This window comes from Amycolatopsis magusensis (assembly GCF_017875555.1).
Classification (GTDB): domain Bacteria; phylum Actinomycetota; class Actinomycetes; order Mycobacteriales; family Pseudonocardiaceae; genus Amycolatopsis; species Amycolatopsis magusensis.
Map to the genome: position 1 here is coordinate 7621099 of NZ_JAGGMS010000001.1, position 17800 is coordinate 7638898.

Below are 17800 nucleotides of genomic sequence, written 5' to 3' on the forward strand. Positions count from 1 at the left end.
TTGACCTCCACCGCGGTCGAGCTATCAGGATCGCGGTCATGTCTCACACGATCGTCAACCCCGACGGCCTCGCCGACCCCGTTCCCTACGGCTACAGCCACCTCGCCCGCACCTCCGGCGGCCTCGTCTTCGTCGCCGGACAATGGGCCGCCGACGCCGAGGGCCACCTCATCGAGGGCGACTTCGCCGCCCAGGTGCGCCAGTCCTTCGCCAACCTGCGGATCGCCCTCGAAGCCGCCGGGCTCGACTTCGGCGCGGTCTTCCGCATCGGCACCTACATCGTCGACCACGACGAGGAGAAGCTCGGCGTGCTCGGCGCGCAGATCGCCGGGATCTGGGGCGACCGCCCACCCACGCAGACCCTGCTGGGCGTGGCGAAACTGGCGCTGCCGGGCATGCTGTTCGAAGTGGACGCCGTCGCCGGGTGAGCGGGCGCGCACCCGGCGACCGAACGGGCAACGTTCGGTGGGGGATCGCGCAATAATCGGCCGAACGGGTGACCAGCCCCGCCGCCGCTGTGTTGACTGCCGTGGCCGCCGGCCCGTCCGGCGATCACAGCAGGCGAGCACGCGGGAGTTGGGCAGTCTTGAGCAATCCGTTGGTGGCCGAGGCCAAGGACGACACCAAGGCCTACACCGGGATCCCCCTGCTGGAATCGGTGAACGAGACCAGTAAGGCGATCTCCAGCGGGGACTGGGCCGGTGGGGTCCTGGGCGCGGTGGGCACCGCGATGGACGCCGCCGCGGCCGCGATGGACCCCTTCGGCGCGATCCTCGCGGCCGGGGTCGGCTGGCTGATGGAGCACGTCGGCCCGCTCAGCGACGCGCTCGACGCGCTGGCGGGCAATCCCGACGAGATCAAGGCGCACTCCGAGACCTGGAAGAACGTCGCCGGTGAGCTCACCGCGATCAGCGCCGACCTGGCCAAGATGGTCGCCGAGGACACCGCGAGCTGGACCGGTCCCGGTGGCGACGCCTACCGCTCCCGCGGCACCGACACCGCCACGCTGCTGACGGCGGCGCAGAGCGCGGCCACCGGCGCCTCGGACGGGATCGGCACCGCGGGCACCGTGGTCGACGCCGTGCGCACGCTGGTCCGCGACATCATCGCCGAGCTCGTCGGGCACATGATCAGCTGGGCCCTGCAGGTGCTGTTCACCCTGGGCATCGGCCTGGCCTGGGTGGTGCCGCAGGTGGTGGCCGCCGTCGCGAAGACGGCCACGAAGATCGCCAGTATCACGAAGAAGCTGGTGCAGGCGATGAGCAAGCTCTCGCCGCTGCTGAAGAAGCTCGGCGACTCCTTCGACGAGGCCGCCAAGGCGCTGAAGAACATCAAGTCGTCGAAGGTGGACGCTCCGCCGCCGGTCAAGGATGGCGGAGGCACTCCGAGGGGCGGCGGCGACACCTCGCCGAGCGGCACGCCGGGCCCGCCGCCGCCGGGCCCCAAGGGACCCGACCAGAGCACCACGCCCGGCTCGGCCTCCCCGACGCCGACGCCGACGCCCACTCCGCCGCCCCCGGCACCCAAGGGCCCGGACACCACCCCGGACACCACGCCGAGCGGCGCGGGACCGACCCCCACACCCCCGCCGCCCAAGCCGACTCCCAAGCCGGATTCGACCACCCCGACCGCGGCCAAGCCGGATCCGCCGCGGGACACCGCGGTGCCGGGTCCCGACCGCAACTGCAAGTCGGACCCGATCGACATCGCCACCGGCGAGATGATCCTCGAGCAGGTCGACCTGGACCTGCCGGACCTGCTGCGCCTCGAGCGCACGCACGTGTCGTCCTACCGCGCCGGGCAGTTCTTCGGCCCCTCGTGGGCGTCCACTGTGGACCAGCGGCTGGAGCTGGACGCGGACAGCGCCTGCTACTTCTCGCCGGACGGCATGATCCTGGTGTACCCGCTGCCCTCGGCGGCGGGCCCGGTCCTGCCGGTCGAAGGGCCGCGACGGCCGCTGACCGCCACCGCGGACGGCGGCTACCAGCTCACCGATCCGCGCACCGGGCACACCCTGCACTTCCGCGCGCACCCCGCGAGCGGCCGGAACCGCCTGCCGCTGCACGCGATCACCGACCGGGCGGGCAACCGCGTCGACCTCGAATACCGCGGCGGGGTGCCCGCGCGCCTGGTCCACTCGGACGGGCGGCAGGTGGCCGTGGACGCCGAAGACGGCCGCGTCACCGCGATCCGGATGCTCGACCCCGAGCGCGACGGCGGGGTGCTGGTCGCGGGCTACGGCTACGACGGCGACCGGCGGCTCACCGAGGTGGTCAACTCCTCGGGCCGCCCGCTGCGCTTCGACTACGACACCGACGGCCGGGTCACCGGCTGGCAGGACCGCAACGGCACCTGGTACCGCTACGTCTACGACGCCGACGGCCGCTGCGTGCGGACCGTCGGGGCGGACGGCTTCCTCGACGGCGCCTTCGCCTACGACCGCGAGCGCCTGGTCACCACCTACACCGACGCCGTCGGCAACACCTCGGTCTTCGAACTGAATGAGGCCAACCAGACGCTGCGCGAGATCGATCCGCTCGGCAACGCCACGAGGTTCGAGTGGGACCGGTACGACCGGCTGCTGGCGCGCACGGATCCGCTCAACCGCACCACGCGCTACGAATACGACGACGACGGCACGCTGCTGGCGATCATCCGGCCCGACGGCACCCTGGTCGGGGTGTCGCAGGACGACGACGTGCTCACCATCACCGTGGAGCAGGACGGCCGGATCTGGCGCCGCGCCTACCCCGGTGACACGGACCCGCTGAGCCCGGGCGTCGGCGTGGCCGGCACCTTCGACCCCGAGCAGGCGGAGCCGGGAGCGGCGGGCGGGGTGCGGCACGACCGGGACCTGTTCGGCCGGACGACCCTGGTCACCGACGCGGCCGGCGGCCGGTCCCAGCTGGGCTGGACGGTCGAGGGCAAGCGCTCGTGGCGGCTGGACGCGGCCGGTGCCCGTGAGCAGTGGCGCTACGACAGCGAGGGCAACGAGGTCGAGCACCTCGACGCGCTCGGCCAGGTCACCCGGCGCGAGTACGGCGCCTTCGGCCTGCTCGCGGCGAGCGTGGACCAGACCGGCGCGCGCACGACCTACGGCTACGACCGCGAGTTCCGGCTGACCTCGGTCACCGATCCGCGCGGTCTGGTGTGGCACTACACCTACGACGCGGCCGGGCGGGTGGTCCAGGAGGTCGACTTCGACGGCCGCGTGCTGCGCTTCGCCTACGACGCCGCCGGGCAGCTCGTGCGCTCGGTCAACGCGCTGGGCGAGGTCACCGAGTACGCCTACGACCTGCTCGGCAACGCGATCGAGCGGCGGACGCCGACCGGGAACACCAGCTACACCTACGACCCCGTCGGACTACTGGCCGCGGCCGCGAACCCGGATTCGGTCCTCACCATCGAACGCGACGAGGACGGCCGGGTGCTCGCCGAGACCGTCAACGGCCGCACGGTTTCCTTCAGCTACACCGAAGACGGCCGCGGCATGCGCCGGCGCACACCGTCCGGAGTGGACAGCACCTGGTCCTACGACGAGGCCGGGAACCCGGTTTCCCTGGCCACTTCGGGGCACCTGCTGCGCTTCGGGCACGACGCGGCGGGCCGGGAGACCGAGCGCAGGCTCGACAACACGGTCGTGTTCGGCCAGAGCTTCGACGCCGCGCACCGCCTGGCTTCCCAGGCCATCACCACCCAGGCGGGCGGGGTGGTGCAGCAGCGCCGCTACGGCTACCGGCCGGACGGCAAGCTCACCGGTGTCCAGGACTCGGCGACCGGCGAGGTCCGGTTCCAGCTGGACGCCGCGGGCCGGGTCACCGAGGTCACCGCCCCGGACCGCCGCGAGAGCTACCGCTACGACCCCGCCGGGAACATCGCCGGATCGACCGGCGGTGCCGAAGGCGGCCCCCGCCAGTACACCGGCAACGTCCTGACCCGGGCCGGTGCGGTCAGCTACCAGTACGACGCGCAGGGACGCCTGGTCGCACGCCGGTGCCCGAACCGCGCCGGTGGCGAGGACGTCTGGCAGTACACCTGGGACTCGCTGGACCGGATGACCGCCGTGCGCACGCCCGACGGCACCCGGTGGTGCTACCGCTACGACCCGCTCGGCCGCAGGATCGCCAAGCAGCGGCTGGCCCCCGGGCCGGACGGCAGGCCCGTGGTGGCCGAGGAGGTGCTGTTCAGCTGGGACGGCGCGGCCGTGGTCGAGCAGGTCCACCGCACCGGCGACGGCAGGCACCAGGTGCTGACCTGGGACCACCACCCGCACGAGGACCGGCCGCTCACGCAGTCCGAACGGCAGGTGCGGCCCACCGGCGAGCAGGTGGACCAGCGCTTCCACGCGATCGTCACCGACCTGATCGGCACCCCGACCGAACTCGTCGGCGGCGACGGCTCGGTGGCCTGGCGCCGCCGGTCCACCCTGTGGGGCAAGGTGCTCCCGGCCCCCGGCGCCGGTACGCCGCTGCGTTTCCCCGGTCAGTACGAGGACGCCGAAACCGGGCTGCACTACAACGTCTACCGCTACTACGACCCGGCCACCGGCCGGTACGCCAGCCAGGACCCGCTCGGCCTGCGGCCGGCGCCGAACCCGGTGGCCTACGTCGGCAACCCGCTCAGCGCCGCCGACCCGCTGGGGCTGACCTCGCCCACCTGCGGGCCGGACACGAACACGAACAACGTGCCGCCGCGCGGTGGCGCGGGCAACGACCCGGCCAACGTCGGGAACAACAGCCCGGGCTCGACCAACCCGTCGTCGAGCAACCCCAAGCTGGTCCGCCGCGACGACAACTTCCCGTCCGAGACCAACCCCAGCGGCATCCGCAAGTCGCATTTGGACGCCGACGGCAACCTGGTGCCCGCCAACCCCAACGGCGCCACCACGCCCCGCGAGCACGTGCTCGGCGGCAAGCGCAAGGAAGCCAAGGCGAACAGCCCGTACACCTCGTTCAGCGTGGAGGGCGGTGACGGCAAGGTCTACGGCGGCCAGGAGATCAAGATCGACCACGACAAGCTCCAGGCCGACATCGCCTCGGGCAAGGTGAAGGACGTCGAAGTCCTGTCCCCGCAGAAGGTGCAGGACAGCATCCAGGAGAATCTGGACAAGACCGCGGGCCGCAAGGTCGACGTGGACCTCAAGCCGAACGCCACCCCGCAGGAGGTCCAGAAGTTCGTCGACGACCAGGGCCTGAGCAAGGGCAAGTCGAAGAAGCTGCTCGAAGACGTGCAGGCCATGCTGAACACCCGGCGCGACGAAGAATGGCTGATCAAGGGCGTGGTGCCCAAGCAGTACATCGATGGGCCGGCCAATGCCTGAGTACGATGGGACGATGCCAGTGGGTTCCCCGATCCGTGAGCTGCTCTTCACCGACTTCGACGGGAAGCCGGTCGAGGACCCGGACGACGTCATCACCGAAGCGTTCGACGATCCCCGCTACACCGCGCGGATCGAGCCGCTGCGCGCGGTGCTCGGCGACGAGTCCGCCGATCCGTACGACCGGTTCCTGGCTTGCTGCGCCCTGGCTTCCTGGGCCGAGCGCGAGGGGTACGCGGCCGTGGCGGCCGCGGCCGCCCAGTCGGACCAGGTGGTGTGGCACGGCGCGCTGACCGACCACCGCTACTCGGTCGACGAGACCTTCGCCCACCTCGCCGGCACCATGTACCTCAGCGAGGACCTCACCGAGGCGAAGGGCACGGAAGCGGACCGGCTGGCCGCGCTGCGCGCGCTGCTCGCCATCGCCGACGAGCAGTACTTCGACTGGCGGCTGGCCTTCGCGCTGAACGCGAAGAGCCTGCCCCCGGTGCTCGACCTGCTGCCCGAGGTGGTCCGCCGCGGGATCCGGCGGCTCACCGACGGCCCGCGGCCGTCCTTCGACCTCGGCACCCAGCTCGCCGACCTGATCGCGGCGGCGACCGTGGTGGACGAGTCGCTCGCGGTCGAACTCGGCATGGAGCTGGCGCGGGTGGACGCTTCGGTGCGCACCACCACCCACTTGGCGGCGGTCGTGGCTCGGGGCAAGACGCAGGTCAGCGCGACCTTCGCCGAGTACCTCAAGTCGGTCGGCGACGCCGGGGCCCGTGAAGCGGTCGACGAAGCGATTTCGGAGCGCTAGCTGGGTTCGACCAGTTCGCCTTCGAGGACGCTCATCAGGATCTCGTCGTGCCACCGGCCGTCGCGGCGGAAGCTCTCCCGCTTCCGCCCCTCCTCGACGAAGCCGAGTTTGCGGTAGACGTGGTAGGCGGCGGTGTTCTCCGCGACCACCCACAGGCTGATGCCGTGCAGGCGCATGGCGTCGAAGCCGTACCGGCAGAGCACCCGGACGGCGTCCGTGCCGTACCCGCCACCGCGGAACTCCGCTTCGCCCAGGTAGACGTCCAGGTCGGCCCGCCCGGACTCGGGTTCGGCGCCGGTCAGTGACACCAGCCCGATCGCGCGCCGCTCCGCCAGCGTCTCGACGCACAGGCTGAGGTCGCCGTAGGTGTTGTGCCGCCGTTGTGCGCAGTGTTCGGTCACCTGCGCGAGCGACAGCGGGTACTCGTTGATCATCCAGCGGCCGACCTCCGGGTCCTCGTTCCAGCGGTACAGCGCTTCGGCGTCGGACGGCTCCAGCGCCCGCAGGCGCACCAGCTCTCCAGTCAGCACCCCGTCGACCCTAGCGCGGGTGCGCCCTCAAGCCGTCCAAAGCAACAGCCCGGCGGCCACCGCCTCGACGCCGAAGTAGAACCAGATCGGGTAGAAGCGAGTGGCTTTGTCGACGAGCCGGGAAACGACCCGTCCGGCGGCCATCCCGGCCAGCGCCAGCGCGACGGTGACCACCACCCCGCGGCGGAACTCCCCGCCGTCGACCACGGCGAGCACGAGCACGGCGGCGACGGCGAGGCCGAACCCGCCGTAGACCGCCCGGACCTCGGACCGGCTTTCCGGCGTGTCGGCGGTGATGCGGAAGGGGCGCACCAGCGCCGCCGGCGCGGCGAGGGCGTAGGCGCCCATCGCTAGAAAGAAGGCGGCCACCCCGATGGGCACGATCGTCGTCATGCACGCTCCTGTTCGTCGTGTGCCACCATGCGGGCGGTGAACGACGTGGCGCTTCCGGAAACGTGCTGCGCCGAGGCGACGGTGTGGGTCGGTCTCGGGCGGGCGGCCTACCTCGGGCCGTCGCTCCGGCTGCGGGAGCACTCGGGCTCGGTGCACTGCTTCGCGCTGGGCCTCGACGCGCCGTTCACCATCAACGGCGAACCGGGCGTGCGCAGCGCCCTGATCCCCGCGCGCACGCCGAACCACCTCGAGTCCGCGGGCGGGCGGATGTTGTTCCTCTACCGCGATCCGAGCACGGCGTGGCTGGACGGCTTGCGGGCTCGGATGACCGCGCTCGACTCCGTCCACATCGGACACCGGGACGAACTCGTCCTCGCGGAGGAAGCCCGCGGCGGCCGCTTGCCCCTGCTCTCACCGTTGACCGAGCTCGCCGACGCGCGGATCAGTGCCGCGCTCCGGCTCCTGCGTGCCGACCGCGAAGGCCGCTTGAGCGTGGCGGAGGTGGCGAAGGCGGTGAACCTGTCGGCCTCGCGACTCCAGCACCTGTTCTCCGCGCACACGGGCACGAGCTTCCGCCGCTACCGCCTGTGGGCGCGGATGCAGCACGTCGGCGCGGCGGTCAGCGCGGGCCACACCCTGACCACCGCCGCCGTCGACGCCGGTTTCGCCTCACCCGGTCACTTCAGCGACAGCTTCCGCACCATGTTCGGCCTCAGCGCCACCCGCCTGCTGACCCCGGCCACGCGCCTCGTCGTGCTCGACCGGCCGTGATCAGCAGGCACCCCCGCGCCGGTCAGCGTGACTGCAGCGCGTCCACGGCCACGGCCTGCGCGATGACCAGGCGGCGGTCCACCTCGGCGTCCGCGATCTCGATCCGGTAGTGGTCGCGCAGCCAGGTCTTCTTGTCGACGCTGAACACCGGCTTGCCGTCGCGCACGAAGTCGAAGTGGTAGCGGAACGGGAACGGGATGTTCTCGATGATCGGCAGGAAGTTCCACACCCGCCGCAGCACGGCGATGCCCTGGCTGCGCTCGCTGCCGGTGGCCGTGCCGGCGCCCGCCTGGTCGAGGTGCCAGGTGGAGTTGAGCAGCGACTTGCCGAAGTCCTTGCGGAACAGGCCGATCGACCGGCCGTCGGCGTCGGTGACGTCGTAGCCGCTGCCCAGGTCGATCACCTTGCGGGCCTTGAACGCGGCCAGCACGGTGCGCTTGGTGGAGTCGGTGTAGATCGTCACCTCCTCCTTGAACTTGAGCCGCTTCTGCTCGACGAAGGCGATCAGCGGGCCCGGTTCGCCATTGTTGTCGGCGAAGATCTCGTAGCGGTTCACCGCGAAGGTGACCTTCTGGTGCATGTGCAAGGCGGAATGGTTCAAGGTGTCTCCCCCGGATGTGTCGGTGGTCACCCGGATGGTAGTCCCGGTTCTCACGCGGTGTAACACGGGCGTGGTGTCGGCCTGGCCCGGCCGGTGCGTTGAACCGGCGGCCGCCGGGGTACCCGGTGATCATGACCGACCAGTCACCGGCCACCGCAGAAGCCGTCGGCAAGATCAGCGCCGCCTTCGAGACGATCGAGCGCGCCCGGGGCGCCCTCTACACCTTCCACCAGCTCACCGGCACCGCCGACTTCGCACTGGAAGAGGGCATCGACGCCCTGCGCCGGGCCGGGCACCACGACCTGGCCGCCGACCTGGAGCGCGAACTGCTCGGGCGCAACGTCCTTCCGGGACGCTGGACGTTCCAGGTGGTCGAGGACTACGACGACACCTACTACGAGGTCTTCCGCGAGTACGTGGCCCGCGCCCGTGAACTCACCGGGGGCGAGCGCCACAGCTGGGAAGCGCGGCTCAAGCGACAGCGCCGCACCCCGGCCGAGCCGGGCCACGAACTCACCCCGGAGCACCTCCCCGACTGATCCCCGAGCACGAAAAGCCCGCCGCACGCGCGGGCTTTCCCCTTTTCCGGACCCCCTCCGCCGAATGGCGCAACGGTACCCATAACACCGCAGGCATAACACCGGTAAATTAGGTATCTCTGGTCTGGACCACCCGACTTTCGTCGGTTACCCGGCTTCCGCGGCCGGTCACAGAATGAGCGCATCCCCCTCTCCCCCACGCGGTCGCACCACGGCCGCAGAAACGAGTCGGAATCATGCGCTTGCGCTCTTTGGCCGTCCTGCTCGGCAGCGCTTTGCTGGCTTTGCTCGGGATGATCGCGCCCACCACCGTCGCCGCGGACGAACCCACCACCGGGGTGCAGCCGTTCATCATCGGCGGCCAGCACGCCACCAGCGGCCCGTGGGCCGCCCGGCTGTTCCTCAACGGCAGGCAGACCTGCACCTCGACGATCATCGCGCCGCAGTACATCCTCACCGCGAAGCACTGCGTGAGCGGCAGCGGCACCTACACCTTCCGCGTCGGCAGCCTGGACCAGACCACCGGCGGCACGATGGCCACCGGCAGCACGATCACCCGCTACCCCGGCTCCGCCGACCTGGCGATCGTCCGGCTGACCACCGCGGTCAACGCCACCTACTCCCCGCTCGGCACCACCGCCGACGTCTCGACCGGCCAGACCGTGCAGGTCTACGGCTGGGGCGCGACCAGCCAGTGCGGCTCGGAGATCAACTGCCAGTCCCGCTACCTGAAGTACGCCAACGTGCGGGTCAACTCGGTCAACTGCAGCGACTACTACGGCGGCGTCTCGGTGTGCGCCAACCGGATCGACGGCATCACCGCGGGCGGTGACTCGGGCGGCCCGATGTTCGCCTCCGGCCGCCAGGTCGGCGTCGCCTCCACGAGCGACCGCTCCAACAACACCGCGTACACGAACATCACCCGGTACCGCAGCTGGATCTCCCAGGTCGCCGGCGTCTGACCGGCACGGGCCACCTCGGCGGCCGACCCCCGCCGAGGTGGCACCTTTCAGGCGTCCGCGAAGCGCCGGACGAGCGCGGGGAGCTGAGCCGGATCCGGCGTCGTGAGGGCGCCGATTTCCGTTGCCAGCGCCCGCAGAACCCGTCGTTCGGCCGGATCGTCCGCCGCCCGCGCCCACCGGCGCTCGCTGCGGGCGGCACCGGCCCGGCTGTTCCGGCCCACTCGAAGCTCCAACGGTGTGTCCTCGAGGAACGGGGGCGATACCAGGATCACGCCCGCGATCCCGCCGGGATGCGCGGCGGCGTACCGGAGGGCCGGGGCGGCAGCGACCGAATGCGCGACGAGAACCGGTCTGCTCCGGACCGGAGCGAGCAGCTCGGCGAGCCAGTCCTCCGGCTCGACCGTGGCCCGGCCCGACCGGCCGAGCCCGGGAAGGTCGGCCAGCAACGCCGAGGCCTGCCCGTGCACGTCCTGCCACATCCGGTCATCGGCGGAAAGTCCGTTCAACAGCACGACTTCCGGCGTGTTCCGCTCCCCCGCGACGTAGGTTCTGGCACCACCGACGTCCTCGAATCCACCCGGCACCGGAGCCGGTGCCGCGCCGAACCCGTCCGCCACCAAGCGATCCGCCCAGCGGCGCAACGCGGACTCCACCGGCGGGTGCGGCGGACCGACGACCTTGGCCGACTCGGTGTCGTACCGGTCCTCGGTCAGGAAGGTCAGCGTCTCGGGGTCGGCGCCGGTCACCGCGGTGGGCAGGCGGCGCACCAGGCCGACCGGCACCCGCAGCTTCGGCGCCGGAACGCCCAGGTGCCCGGCCAGCAGCCGCACCAGTTCCGGCAGGTTCGGCGTGTGCTCGTCGAGCACCCAGTGCCTGCCACCGGGTTCGGTCAGGGTGGCCAGGAACTCGGCGAAGTGGTCCACGGTCACCACCGGCACGAAGGTCCGCGCGGTGCCCGGCAGGGCGGGGAGCTTGCCCGTCCAGAGCTGCCGGACCAGGTCGGCCAGGCCGAGGTACTGCCCGGCCTCACCGGTGGCCGAATGCCCGATGACACTGCTCGGATTCACCACGGTCAGCGGGATCCCGAGCTGGGCGGCGAGCACGCGCACGGCCGCGTCCGCCTCGGTCTTGGACCCTTCGTACGCCCCTTTGCTGCGGTACGACTCCGCCAGTTCGGCTTCGGGCAGCGGCCAGCGCGGCTCCGGATCGAGTCCGACGCGGTAGCCGGAGACGTGGACCAGGCCGTGCAGCTCCGGCCTGGTTCCGGCCCACCGGAGGACGTTCACCGCGCCATCGACGTTGACCGCCTGCGCTTCTTCCCGGCTGAGGCCGAACCGGTAGCGCGCGGCGACGTTGAACACGTCGCGTGCGCCCACGAGCCGTTCGTCGTCCTCGGCACTCAGTCCGAGCCCCGGACCGGCCGTGATGTCCCCGGCCACGAACAGCAGGCGCTCGACGTCCGCGCCGTGGTCCACCAGCCAGTCGCTCAGTCCACCCGGGTCGCGCACCACCGCCGCGACCCGCCGGCCCCGGCCGAGCAGGTGCAGCACCGTCCACCGGCCGAGGAAACCCGTCGCGCCGAACACCACGTCCATCAGGACCCCAGCAGAACGTCGATGCGGCGGCCGGTCCGCTCGATGGGCACCCGGCTGCGGGCGGCCCTGGCGAGCAGCAACGCGCCTTCGATCAACGCGAGCACCGTCGCCGCCAGGTCCTCCGCCGGTTCGTGACCAGCCTCTTCGAGTGCGTGGACCAGTACCTGCTGCCAGCCCGCGTAGATGTCGCCGCACAGCTCCCGGAGGCTGCCGCCCGACCCGGCGACTTCGAGCGCCACCGTCGCGACCGGACAGCCCTTGGCGTAGTCCGCGGCCACCATCCGCTCGGCGAGCGCCTCCAGCAACGCGTGCACCAGCCTGCCCACCGTCACCGCCGAGGCCGTCAGCTCCGCCAGCAGGGCGTCGACCTCCTGACCGGCCGTGGTCAGCGCTTCCCCGATCAGCTGGTCCTTCCCGCCGGGGAAGTGGTGGTAGAGCGAACCCCTCGGCGCGCCCGCCACGGCGAGCACCTCGTTGAGCCCCGTGCCGTGGTACCCCTTCGCCTCCACCAGCTCCCGTGCCGCACCGACCAGCCGTGCCCGTGTTTCCTCGCCTTTGTTCACGAGCCCAAACTAGACCGATCTACATAATTTCCGCAACCGAGTGGTCTTCGATCGGCCACGGTGGCGGGGATGGTCGTGCGAGGATGACGCCGATGATGGGTGCGGTGGTCGCGGCGCTCGCCGCCGCCTGTGCGGTGGTGGCCTTGTTGCTGCCCGGCGACGCCATCCGGCCGGACTGGCCGGATCTCGACGGCGTGCTGGTCGCGGCGGCCGTGGCGGCCGTGGCGCTGCTCGCGCTCGGCAGGTCGCGGGCGAGCCGGTGGACCGCGCTCGGGCTGGCCGCGGCGGCCGCGGCCTGGGCGGTGTACTGCCTGGCCGGCGACCTGCGCAGCGGTACGCCGGGCAGCTCGACCGGAGTACTCGCGGTCGCCGCCGTGGTCGCGGTCGCCGCCGCCGCCCTCGCACTGGACCGGTCGCGCCGGTGGCCCGCCGTGCCACTGGTGCTCGTCCTGGCCGCCGGAACCGTCACGGCGGTGACCGTCGTACCCGGCCTGCCGGTGCGCTCGGTCACGGCCGGCCCGGCACCGGCGGCACCGCTGGCGGACCACGTGTCCGGCGATCCCTGGTCGTGGACCTCCCCCACCGGCGTGCGCGAGGTGGTCGCGGCGGGCACGGGCGTGGCGGTCGCCGGATCGGGCGGCGACATCACCGGGCTCGACGGCCCGACCGGCGCCGTGCGCTGGACCTACGCCCGCCCCGGCGCCCACGTGCGCGCGCTGGTGGCCACCCCGGATCGCGCGCTGCTGCTCGCCTCGTTCGCGCCGGGCGGCGGGCGCGACACCGGCAGCCACCACCTGGTGGTGCTGGACGCGTTCACCGGCGCGGCCGTGCACGACGGCCTGCTCGACGAGGTCCTCGGCGACGCCGACCAGCTCGCCCCGACGGCCGGCGTCCTGCCGAAGGCCGTCTACCAGGGCGAAGACGACTTCCGCATCGAGGCGGTGGAGTTGCGCACCGGCGCGGGACTCTGGACGTGGTCGGCCCCGGACAGCTGCGATTCGCCGTTCGCGCTGCCCGCGAGCGGCCGCGACGTGGTGCTGGCCCCGCTGCGCTGCGACGACCACATCGCCGTGCTCGGACTGGACGAGCGCACCGGCGTGCAACGCTGGGAATTCCGGTTGCCGGTCAGCGGCCCATCCGAGAAACGCACGGACTACTTCCTGCACTCCTCGCCCGGCGGGGAAACCCTGTCGCTGAGCCTGCGGCACACCCAGGCCGCCGCCGATGTCCTGCTGGACGCTCGCACCGGCGCGGTGAAGTCCACTTTGGACAGTCGGGTTCCGGCACGGGTCGAGCTCGGTCCGTCACCCTTGCTGGAACGCACGGAGAACGGCGAAACCCTCAGCGCCAGCGTGGGAAACGGCGTTCCCGTCGACCTCGCCGCCTGCGGCTCCCGCCTCGCGCACGCCACCACGGAGACGGCCTACTGGCGCCTGTGCTCGGGACCGAGTGGCCCTTTTCTCCATCGCCAGGCCCTCGACAGCAGCCCGGCGCTGAGCGTTCCGGTGGCCTGGCCCGCCCTCGCCGAAGTCGCCCCCAGCCTGCTTTCCGGGACCCGGCGCCACGCGCTCGTCCCGGCCCCCGGCGCACTGGTCGTCGTCCGCGCCGGTGCCACGCCGGTCCTCGGTTTCCCCTAGATTGGCGCGGCCAACGCCCATGCCGATTTCCCGCGCAATTTCCTCGAATTCGCGACCATCGTGCGTGAAGGTGACCGAATTCCCGCCGACGCGAAATTGGTTCCATTGCAGGCGCCACCCGACGTACTGCCGCGACTCGTCGAGCGCGTCACCGCCACCAGCGCCGGACTGGCGGCGCATCTGGCGCGTTTCGAAGGCCTGCACATCCTCATGTTTTCGGCACCGGACATCGACGCGGCCGCCGCCCGGCTGAGCGCGGCCGGAGTCGGGCACGGCGGCGTGAACACACCCGGCAGTCGGCGCACCCAACGGCGCGCAGGACCTCGTGGGCGCCGTGCTCTGCGTCGCGGACGAGGAACTCGAGAACACGACCGCGCGGTACGGGCGCTACCTCGGCCGTCCGGCCAGGCCGGACGGCCCGGCACGCGTGTGTTCGACCTCGCCGGCGCGCGGCTGATCATCGTGCCCGAATCCGGCCTGGCGGCCCTGCTGCCGGGTGAGCGCCCCGCCGCCCTGCCCGCGCTCGTCGCCTGCACCGTGGCCGTGCGCGACCTCGACACCACCGGCGAATCCCTGCTGGACAACGGGATCGCCGCGCACCGGACGCCCTCCGGCGATCTCTTCGTCCCGGCCGCCGGGGCACTCGGCACCGCGATCGTCTTTCACTGACAGTCAGGACCCTTCAGCCGTTCGAGAGATTTCTTGGTGCCATCGCCCCGCTTGAGCGGCTGCCGGTACTGATCAGCCGACGGGTCCGTTAGGCCATGCAGGCAGCCCGCGCCCCACCGTGTCCACCGCTGAGTGAACCGTGCGCGGCCGCCTTGTATTGACCAAGAAGCCACGTCTAGCGTTACACCGTGTTCGAACGATCATCCCCGGGAAAAAACATCTAGCATACTAGAGCTGTTAGCTTTAAGGAGCCGCTGGAATGACTTCTCTGGACCGTCCCGTCGTGCGCACCGCCTATCAGCAGTCGATCGCTGATTACTGGGACAGGGAGAAGGACCCGGTCAATCTCCGGCTCGGGGAAATCGACGGCCTCTACCACCACCACTACGGCCTCGGTGCCTACGACCCGGCCGTGCTCGACACCCCGCCGGAAACCCGGGACCGGGCCATCATCGCCGAAATGCACCGGCTCGAAACCGCGCAGGCCGACGTGCTGCTCGACCACCTCGGCCCGATCAAACCCCGGGACCGCCTGCTCGACGCCGGTTGCGGCCGCGGCGGCACCAGCGTGATGGCGCACCGGCGCTTCGGCTGCCGGGTGGACGGCGTCTCGCTTTCGCGCCAGCAGGTGGATTTCGCGAACGCCCAGGCCGCCCACCTCGGGGTCGACAGCCACGTCGCCTACCACCAGCGCAACATGCTGGACACCGGGTTCGAATCCGGCGCGTTCGCCGGGATCTGGAACAACGAGTCCACCATGTACGTCGACCTGACCGAGCTGTTCGCCGAGCACGCCCGCCAGCTCGCCCCCGGCGGCCGGTACGTGACCATCACCGGGTGCTACAACGACGTGACCGGCGGCCGTTCGCGGGCGGTCAGCCAGATCGACCAGCACTACATCTGCAACATCCACGCCCGCGGCGACTACTTCAAGGCACTGGCGGTCAACGGGTTCGTGCCGATCAACGTGGTCGACCTGACCGCGGCGGCGATCCCGTACTGGGAACTGCGCGCGAAGTCCTCGGTCGCCACCGGTATCGAGGACCCGTTCCTCACCGCCTACCGCGAGGGCAGTTTCCACTACCTGCTCATCGCGGCCGACCGGGTCTGACCGCTCGATGACCGACACCGATTCCGCGCTCGCCGCCGTGTTGTCCGGGCCGTCCGGCCTGGGCACCTCGGCGGCGCGGGTGCTGGCGGCCCGCCTCGAGCCGGCCGCCGCGCCCGCCGCCGCGCCCGCGCCCGGGTACGCCGACATGCCCTGGGGCGACGGCAGCGCGTCGCCCCTCCACTGCCCGGTGCTGCGGCGTGACGACGAAGCGCTCGCCGAAGAGGTCGACCGGCGGCTGGTCGCCTGGGCGGTGGACTGCGGGTTCACCGGCGCGGGCCTGGAGCAGATCGCCCACGCCGGCTTCGGCAGGCTGGTCATGCTCGCCCACCCGGATTCCGACGACCCCGACCACCTGCTCATCGCCGCACAGCTGAACGCCGCCTGGTGGGCGGCCGACGACTACTACGCCGACGACAGCGAACTCGGTGCCGCGCCGACCGAACTGCCGCCGCGGCTCGCGCTGGTGATGGCGGCGATGGACCCGGTGGCCCCGGCGGGCGAGTTCACCAGGGAACTCGACGAAGCCCTGCGCCGGGACCCGATCCTGGTGGGGCTGAACTCCGGGATCGGGCACCTCTCCCGCCACGGTTCGGCCGTGCAGGTCCAGCGGGTCTGCTACTCGACCTTCGCCATGTTCGTCTCGTGGGACGCCTACGCGGCCTGGCGGTACACCGGTGCCTACCCGCCCGCGTGGGAGTACCTGGCCGCGCGCCAGCACGACAGCTTCTACACCTCGATGACGCTGATCGACGCGGTCGGCGGCTACGAACTACCGGCGCACCTGTACTACGACCCGCGCGTGCGGGAACTGATGATGCAGGCGGGCACGGCGTGCGTGCTGGTCAACGACCTGCACTCGGTGGCGAAGGACGCCGCCGACGAGCACCCCGTCTGCAACATGGTGCTGCAGATCGCGGCCGACCGGGACTGCTCGATCGAGGAAGCCACCGAAGCCACCGTCGAACTGCACAACTCCATCGTCCGTGATTTCCGGGAGGGGCACGAGAAACTGCTGGTCGTGCCGTCGCCGGAACTGCACCGTTTCCTCGACGGCGTCCGCGACTGGATGGCGGGCGGCTTCGAGTGGCACGCGCGCAATCCGCGTTACCGCAGCTGATCCCTCCACGCCGAGCGCAAAGAAGACGTAAATATTCCCCGTCACCCCTTCACCCGTTCGTGTGTACTTCGATCTACTCGCGCCTCATGTGCCGACACAGGCGGGCAACCCGGTGAGCGGGCACACCGTGATCATCGGGTTCGGCGCCATCGGGGCCGCCGCGGCCCGTTTGCTGATGTCGACCGGTGTGCAGGCCGCTCAGCTCGTCGTGCTGGACCAGCGTGGTTCAGCCGTCGCCGAAGCCGAGCGGCTGGGTGTGCGGGCCGTGCTCGGGGACGCCTCGGACCGGTCCACCCTGCGCCTGACCGGGATCGCCGGCGCGCGGCACATCGTCGTGGCCGTGCAGCCGGACGCCCTCGCGGTCTTCCTCACCATGGTCGCGCGTGAGCTGTGCGTGCCGGACGCCGTCGTGGTCACCGCCGTCAACGACCGCGGGCACGTCGGCTTCCTCCGGGGCGCCGACCAGGTGGTGATCTCCTCCGACACCGCGGGATCCGCGCTGGCCGCCGGTGTGCTCGGCCGCCGCGTCGCGCCCGGACCACAGGCCGGACCGGGCTGGCTGGTGCAGTCGCGGCCGGTGCAGTCCTCGGAGATCGGGCTTTCCCTGCGGGAGTGCGATTCCAGCGCGGTCGGCGTGTTGCGGAGCGGGGTGCGGCACCTGGGCGCCGACGCCGAAGCGCTCCGCCTCGCCGCGGGTGACCGGATCATGATCATGCGGCGAGGCGCGGCCCACGGTCCTTGAGCGTCAGGCGGCGACCAGTCGCGGGGGCGCGGGCGGATCGGTGTGCAGGTCGGCCTCGAGCAGTTCGCTCGCCTGGTGCAGCTGGTCGCGGAGCCGATCACGCAGCCGCTGAAGTTCGGCGACCTCGCGGCGGGCGGTTTCGAGTTCGCGGGCGGCCTGCGCGCGGGCGGCGGCCAGGTGTTCGTCGGCTTCTTCACGGGCGACGTCGAGCATGCCGCGCAACCGTTCCTGCAACGCGGCGGCGTCGATCGGCTGGCGCTGCAACAGCTCTATGCGCTCCCGCAAGCCGGTGTTCTCGTGATGAGCCGCGTTGAGGCGGCGTTCCAGTTCGCGGCAGCGCGCCCCGGCGGCGTCGCGCTCGTCCGCCAGTCGCGCGTGGGCCAGTTCGGCCTGCCGCAGGTGGTCGTCGACTTCGAGCCGGTCGTATCCGAGCAGGGTGGTGTGGAACATCCTC

At 71.6% G+C, this 17800-nt stretch carries 17 protein-coding genes; 11 read left to right on the top strand and 6 right to left on the bottom strand.

Translation table 11 applies throughout. The features are described 5' to 3' along the window. Positions 1–38: 38 nt before the first annotated feature. From JOM49_RS33880 to JOM49_RS33890, 3 genes are all read left to right on the top strand, one after another. Entirely contained in the window at positions 39–428 is a 390-nt protein-coding gene (locus JOM49_RS33880; protein ID WP_209668225.1) for a RidA family protein, read from the top strand. A gap of 158 nt (positions 429–586) precedes the next feature. Further along, positions 587–5320, top strand: a complete 4734-nt coding sequence (locus JOM49_RS33885) for an RHS repeat-associated core domain-containing protein (RefSeq protein WP_209668226.1) — start codon at positions 587–589, stop codon at positions 5318–5320. A 13-nt stretch (positions 5321–5333) separates the two neighbouring features. Beyond that, the gene (locus tag JOM49_RS33890) at positions 5334–6116 is read left to right on the top strand and encodes a hypothetical protein (RefSeq protein WP_209668227.1); all 783 of its coding nucleotides are present in this window, start codon (positions 5334–5336) and stop codon (positions 6114–6116) included. Here the strand turns inward: JOM49_RS33890 and JOM49_RS33895 are convergent. Next, entirely contained in the window at positions 6113–6646 is a 534-nt protein-coding gene (locus JOM49_RS33895; RefSeq protein WP_209668228.1) for a GNAT family N-acetyltransferase, read from the bottom strand. The genes JOM49_RS33890 and JOM49_RS33895 overlap by 4 nt on opposite strands. Before the next feature lie 27 nt (positions 6647–6673). Next, positions 6674–7039: a DUF4345 family protein gene (locus JOM49_RS33900; protein WP_209668229.1), complete on the bottom strand. Its 366-nt coding sequence runs from the start codon at positions 7037–7039 to the stop codon at positions 6674–6676. 36 nt (positions 7040–7075) lie between these two features. Here JOM49_RS33900 and JOM49_RS44225 point away from each other — a divergent pair, with 36 nt between their 5' ends. Further along, positions 7076–7810 (top strand): helix-turn-helix transcriptional regulator, encoded by a 735-nt coding sequence (locus tag JOM49_RS44225; protein ID WP_308158964.1) that lies wholly within the window; start codon positions 7076–7078, stop codon positions 7808–7810. A gap of 22 nt (positions 7811–7832) precedes the next feature. Here the strand turns inward: JOM49_RS44225 and JOM49_RS33910 are convergent, their stop codons facing one another. Continuing rightward, positions 7833–8411, bottom strand: coding sequence for an LURP-one-related family protein (locus JOM49_RS33910; RefSeq protein ID WP_245369562.1), 579 nt, complete (start codon positions 8409–8411; stop codon positions 7833–7835). Positions 8412–8542: 131 nt separating this feature from the next. Between JOM49_RS33910 and JOM49_RS33915 the strand changes: the two genes are divergently transcribed. Together JOM49_RS33915 and JOM49_RS33920 are read left to right on the top strand one after the other, a co-directional pair. Next, complete coding sequence (locus JOM49_RS33915; protein WP_209668231.1) at positions 8543–8950, top strand: hypothetical protein; 408 nt, start codon at positions 8543–8545, stop codon at positions 8948–8950. Between the two features lie 236 nt (positions 8951–9186). Beyond that, on the top strand, positions 9187–9912 hold the full coding sequence (locus JOM49_RS33920) for a S1 family peptidase (protein WP_209668232.1): 726 nt from the start codon (positions 9187–9189) through the stop codon (positions 9910–9912). Positions 9913–9959: 47 nt separating this feature from the next. Here JOM49_RS33920 and JOM49_RS33925 read toward each other — a convergent pair whose 3' ends face one another. Together JOM49_RS33925 and JOM49_RS33930 are read right to left on the bottom strand one after the other, a co-directional pair. Next, complete coding sequence (locus JOM49_RS33925) at positions 9960–11507, bottom strand: alpha/beta fold hydrolase (protein WP_209668233.1); 1548 nt, start codon at positions 11505–11507, stop codon at positions 9960–9962. After that, entirely contained in the window at positions 11507–12070 is a 564-nt protein-coding gene (locus JOM49_RS33930) for a TetR/AcrR family transcriptional regulator (protein ID WP_209668234.1), read from the bottom strand. Before JOM49_RS33930 ends, JOM49_RS33925 begins: the two co-directional genes overlap by 1 nt. A gap of 83 nt (positions 12071–12153) precedes the next feature. On the opposite strand from JOM49_RS33930, the gene JOM49_RS33935 reads away from it, so the two are divergent. The 5 genes from JOM49_RS33935 (at position 12154) to JOM49_RS33955 (ending at position 17346) form a co-directional block, all read left to right on the top strand. Continuing rightward, positions 12154–13707, top strand: coding sequence for a PQQ-binding-like beta-propeller repeat protein (locus JOM49_RS33935; protein WP_245369563.1), 1554 nt, complete (start codon positions 12154–12156; stop codon positions 13705–13707). After that, on the top strand, positions 13708–14376 hold the full coding sequence (locus tag JOM49_RS33940; RefSeq protein ID WP_209671935.1) for a VOC family protein: 669 nt from the start codon (positions 13708–13710) through the stop codon (positions 14374–14376). Between the two features lie 259 nt (positions 14377–14635). Beyond that, positions 14636–15487 (top strand): geranyl diphosphate 2-C-methyltransferase, encoded by an 852-nt coding sequence (locus tag JOM49_RS33945; RefSeq protein WP_209668235.1) that lies wholly within the window; start codon positions 14636–14638, stop codon positions 15485–15487. A 7-nt stretch (positions 15488–15494) separates the two neighbouring features. Next, a complete protein-coding gene (locus JOM49_RS33950; RefSeq protein ID WP_209668236.1) occupies positions 15495–16604 on the top strand; it encodes a family 2 encapsulin nanocompartment cargo protein terpene cyclase in 1110 nt (369 codons plus the stop codon). A gap of 112 nt (positions 16605–16716) precedes the next feature. Further along, positions 16717–17346: an NAD(P)-binding protein gene (locus JOM49_RS33955; protein ID WP_209668237.1), complete on the top strand. Its 630-nt coding sequence runs from the start codon at positions 16717–16719 to the stop codon at positions 17344–17346. Positions 17347–17349: 3 nt separating this feature from the next. On the opposite strand, the gene JOM49_RS33960 is transcribed toward JOM49_RS33955, so the two are convergent. After that, positions 17350–17796 (bottom strand): DivIVA domain-containing protein, encoded by a 447-nt coding sequence (locus JOM49_RS33960; protein ID WP_209668238.1) that lies wholly within the window; start codon positions 17794–17796, stop codon positions 17350–17352. Positions 17797–17800: the final 4 nt, after the last annotated feature.

What these genes read in the sequence shown, in the direction of transcription:
- JOM49_RS33935 (WP_245369563.1), top strand. Translation starts at nt 12,154, where the DNA reads ATGACGCCGATGATGGGTGCGGTGGTCGCGGCGCTCGCCGCCGCCTGT.
- JOM49_RS33880 (WP_209668225.1), top strand. Translation starts at nt 39, where the DNA reads ATGTCTCACACGATCGTCAACCCCGACGGCCTCGCCGACCCCGTTCCC.
- JOM49_RS33925 (WP_209668233.1), bottom strand. Translation starts at nt 11,507, where the DNA reads ATGGACGTGGTGTTCGGCGCGACGGGTTTCCTCGGCCGGTGGACGGTG.
- JOM49_RS33960 (WP_209668238.1), bottom strand. Translation starts at nt 17,796, where the DNA reads ATGTTCCACACCACCCTGCTCGGATACGACCGGCTCGAAGTCGACGAC.
- JOM49_RS33900 (WP_209668229.1), bottom strand. Translation starts at nt 7,039, where the DNA reads ATGACGACGATCGTGCCCATCGGGGTGGCCGCCTTCTTTCTAGCGATG.
- JOM49_RS33950 (WP_209668236.1), top strand. Translation starts at nt 15,495, where the DNA reads ATGACCGACACCGATTCCGCGCTCGCCGCCGTGTTGTCCGGGCCGTCC.
- JOM49_RS33890 (WP_209668227.1), top strand. Translation starts at nt 5,334, where the DNA reads ATGCCAGTGGGTTCCCCGATCCGTGAGCTGCTCTTCACCGACTTCGAC.
- JOM49_RS33945 (WP_209668235.1), top strand. Translation starts at nt 14,636, where the DNA reads ATGACTTCTCTGGACCGTCCCGTCGTGCGCACCGCCTATCAGCAGTCG.
- JOM49_RS33920 (WP_209668232.1), top strand. Translation starts at nt 9,187, where the DNA reads ATGCGCTTGCGCTCTTTGGCCGTCCTGCTCGGCAGCGCTTTGCTGGCT.
- JOM49_RS33915 (WP_209668231.1), top strand. Translation starts at nt 8,543, where the DNA reads ATGACCGACCAGTCACCGGCCACCGCAGAAGCCGTCGGCAAGATCAGC.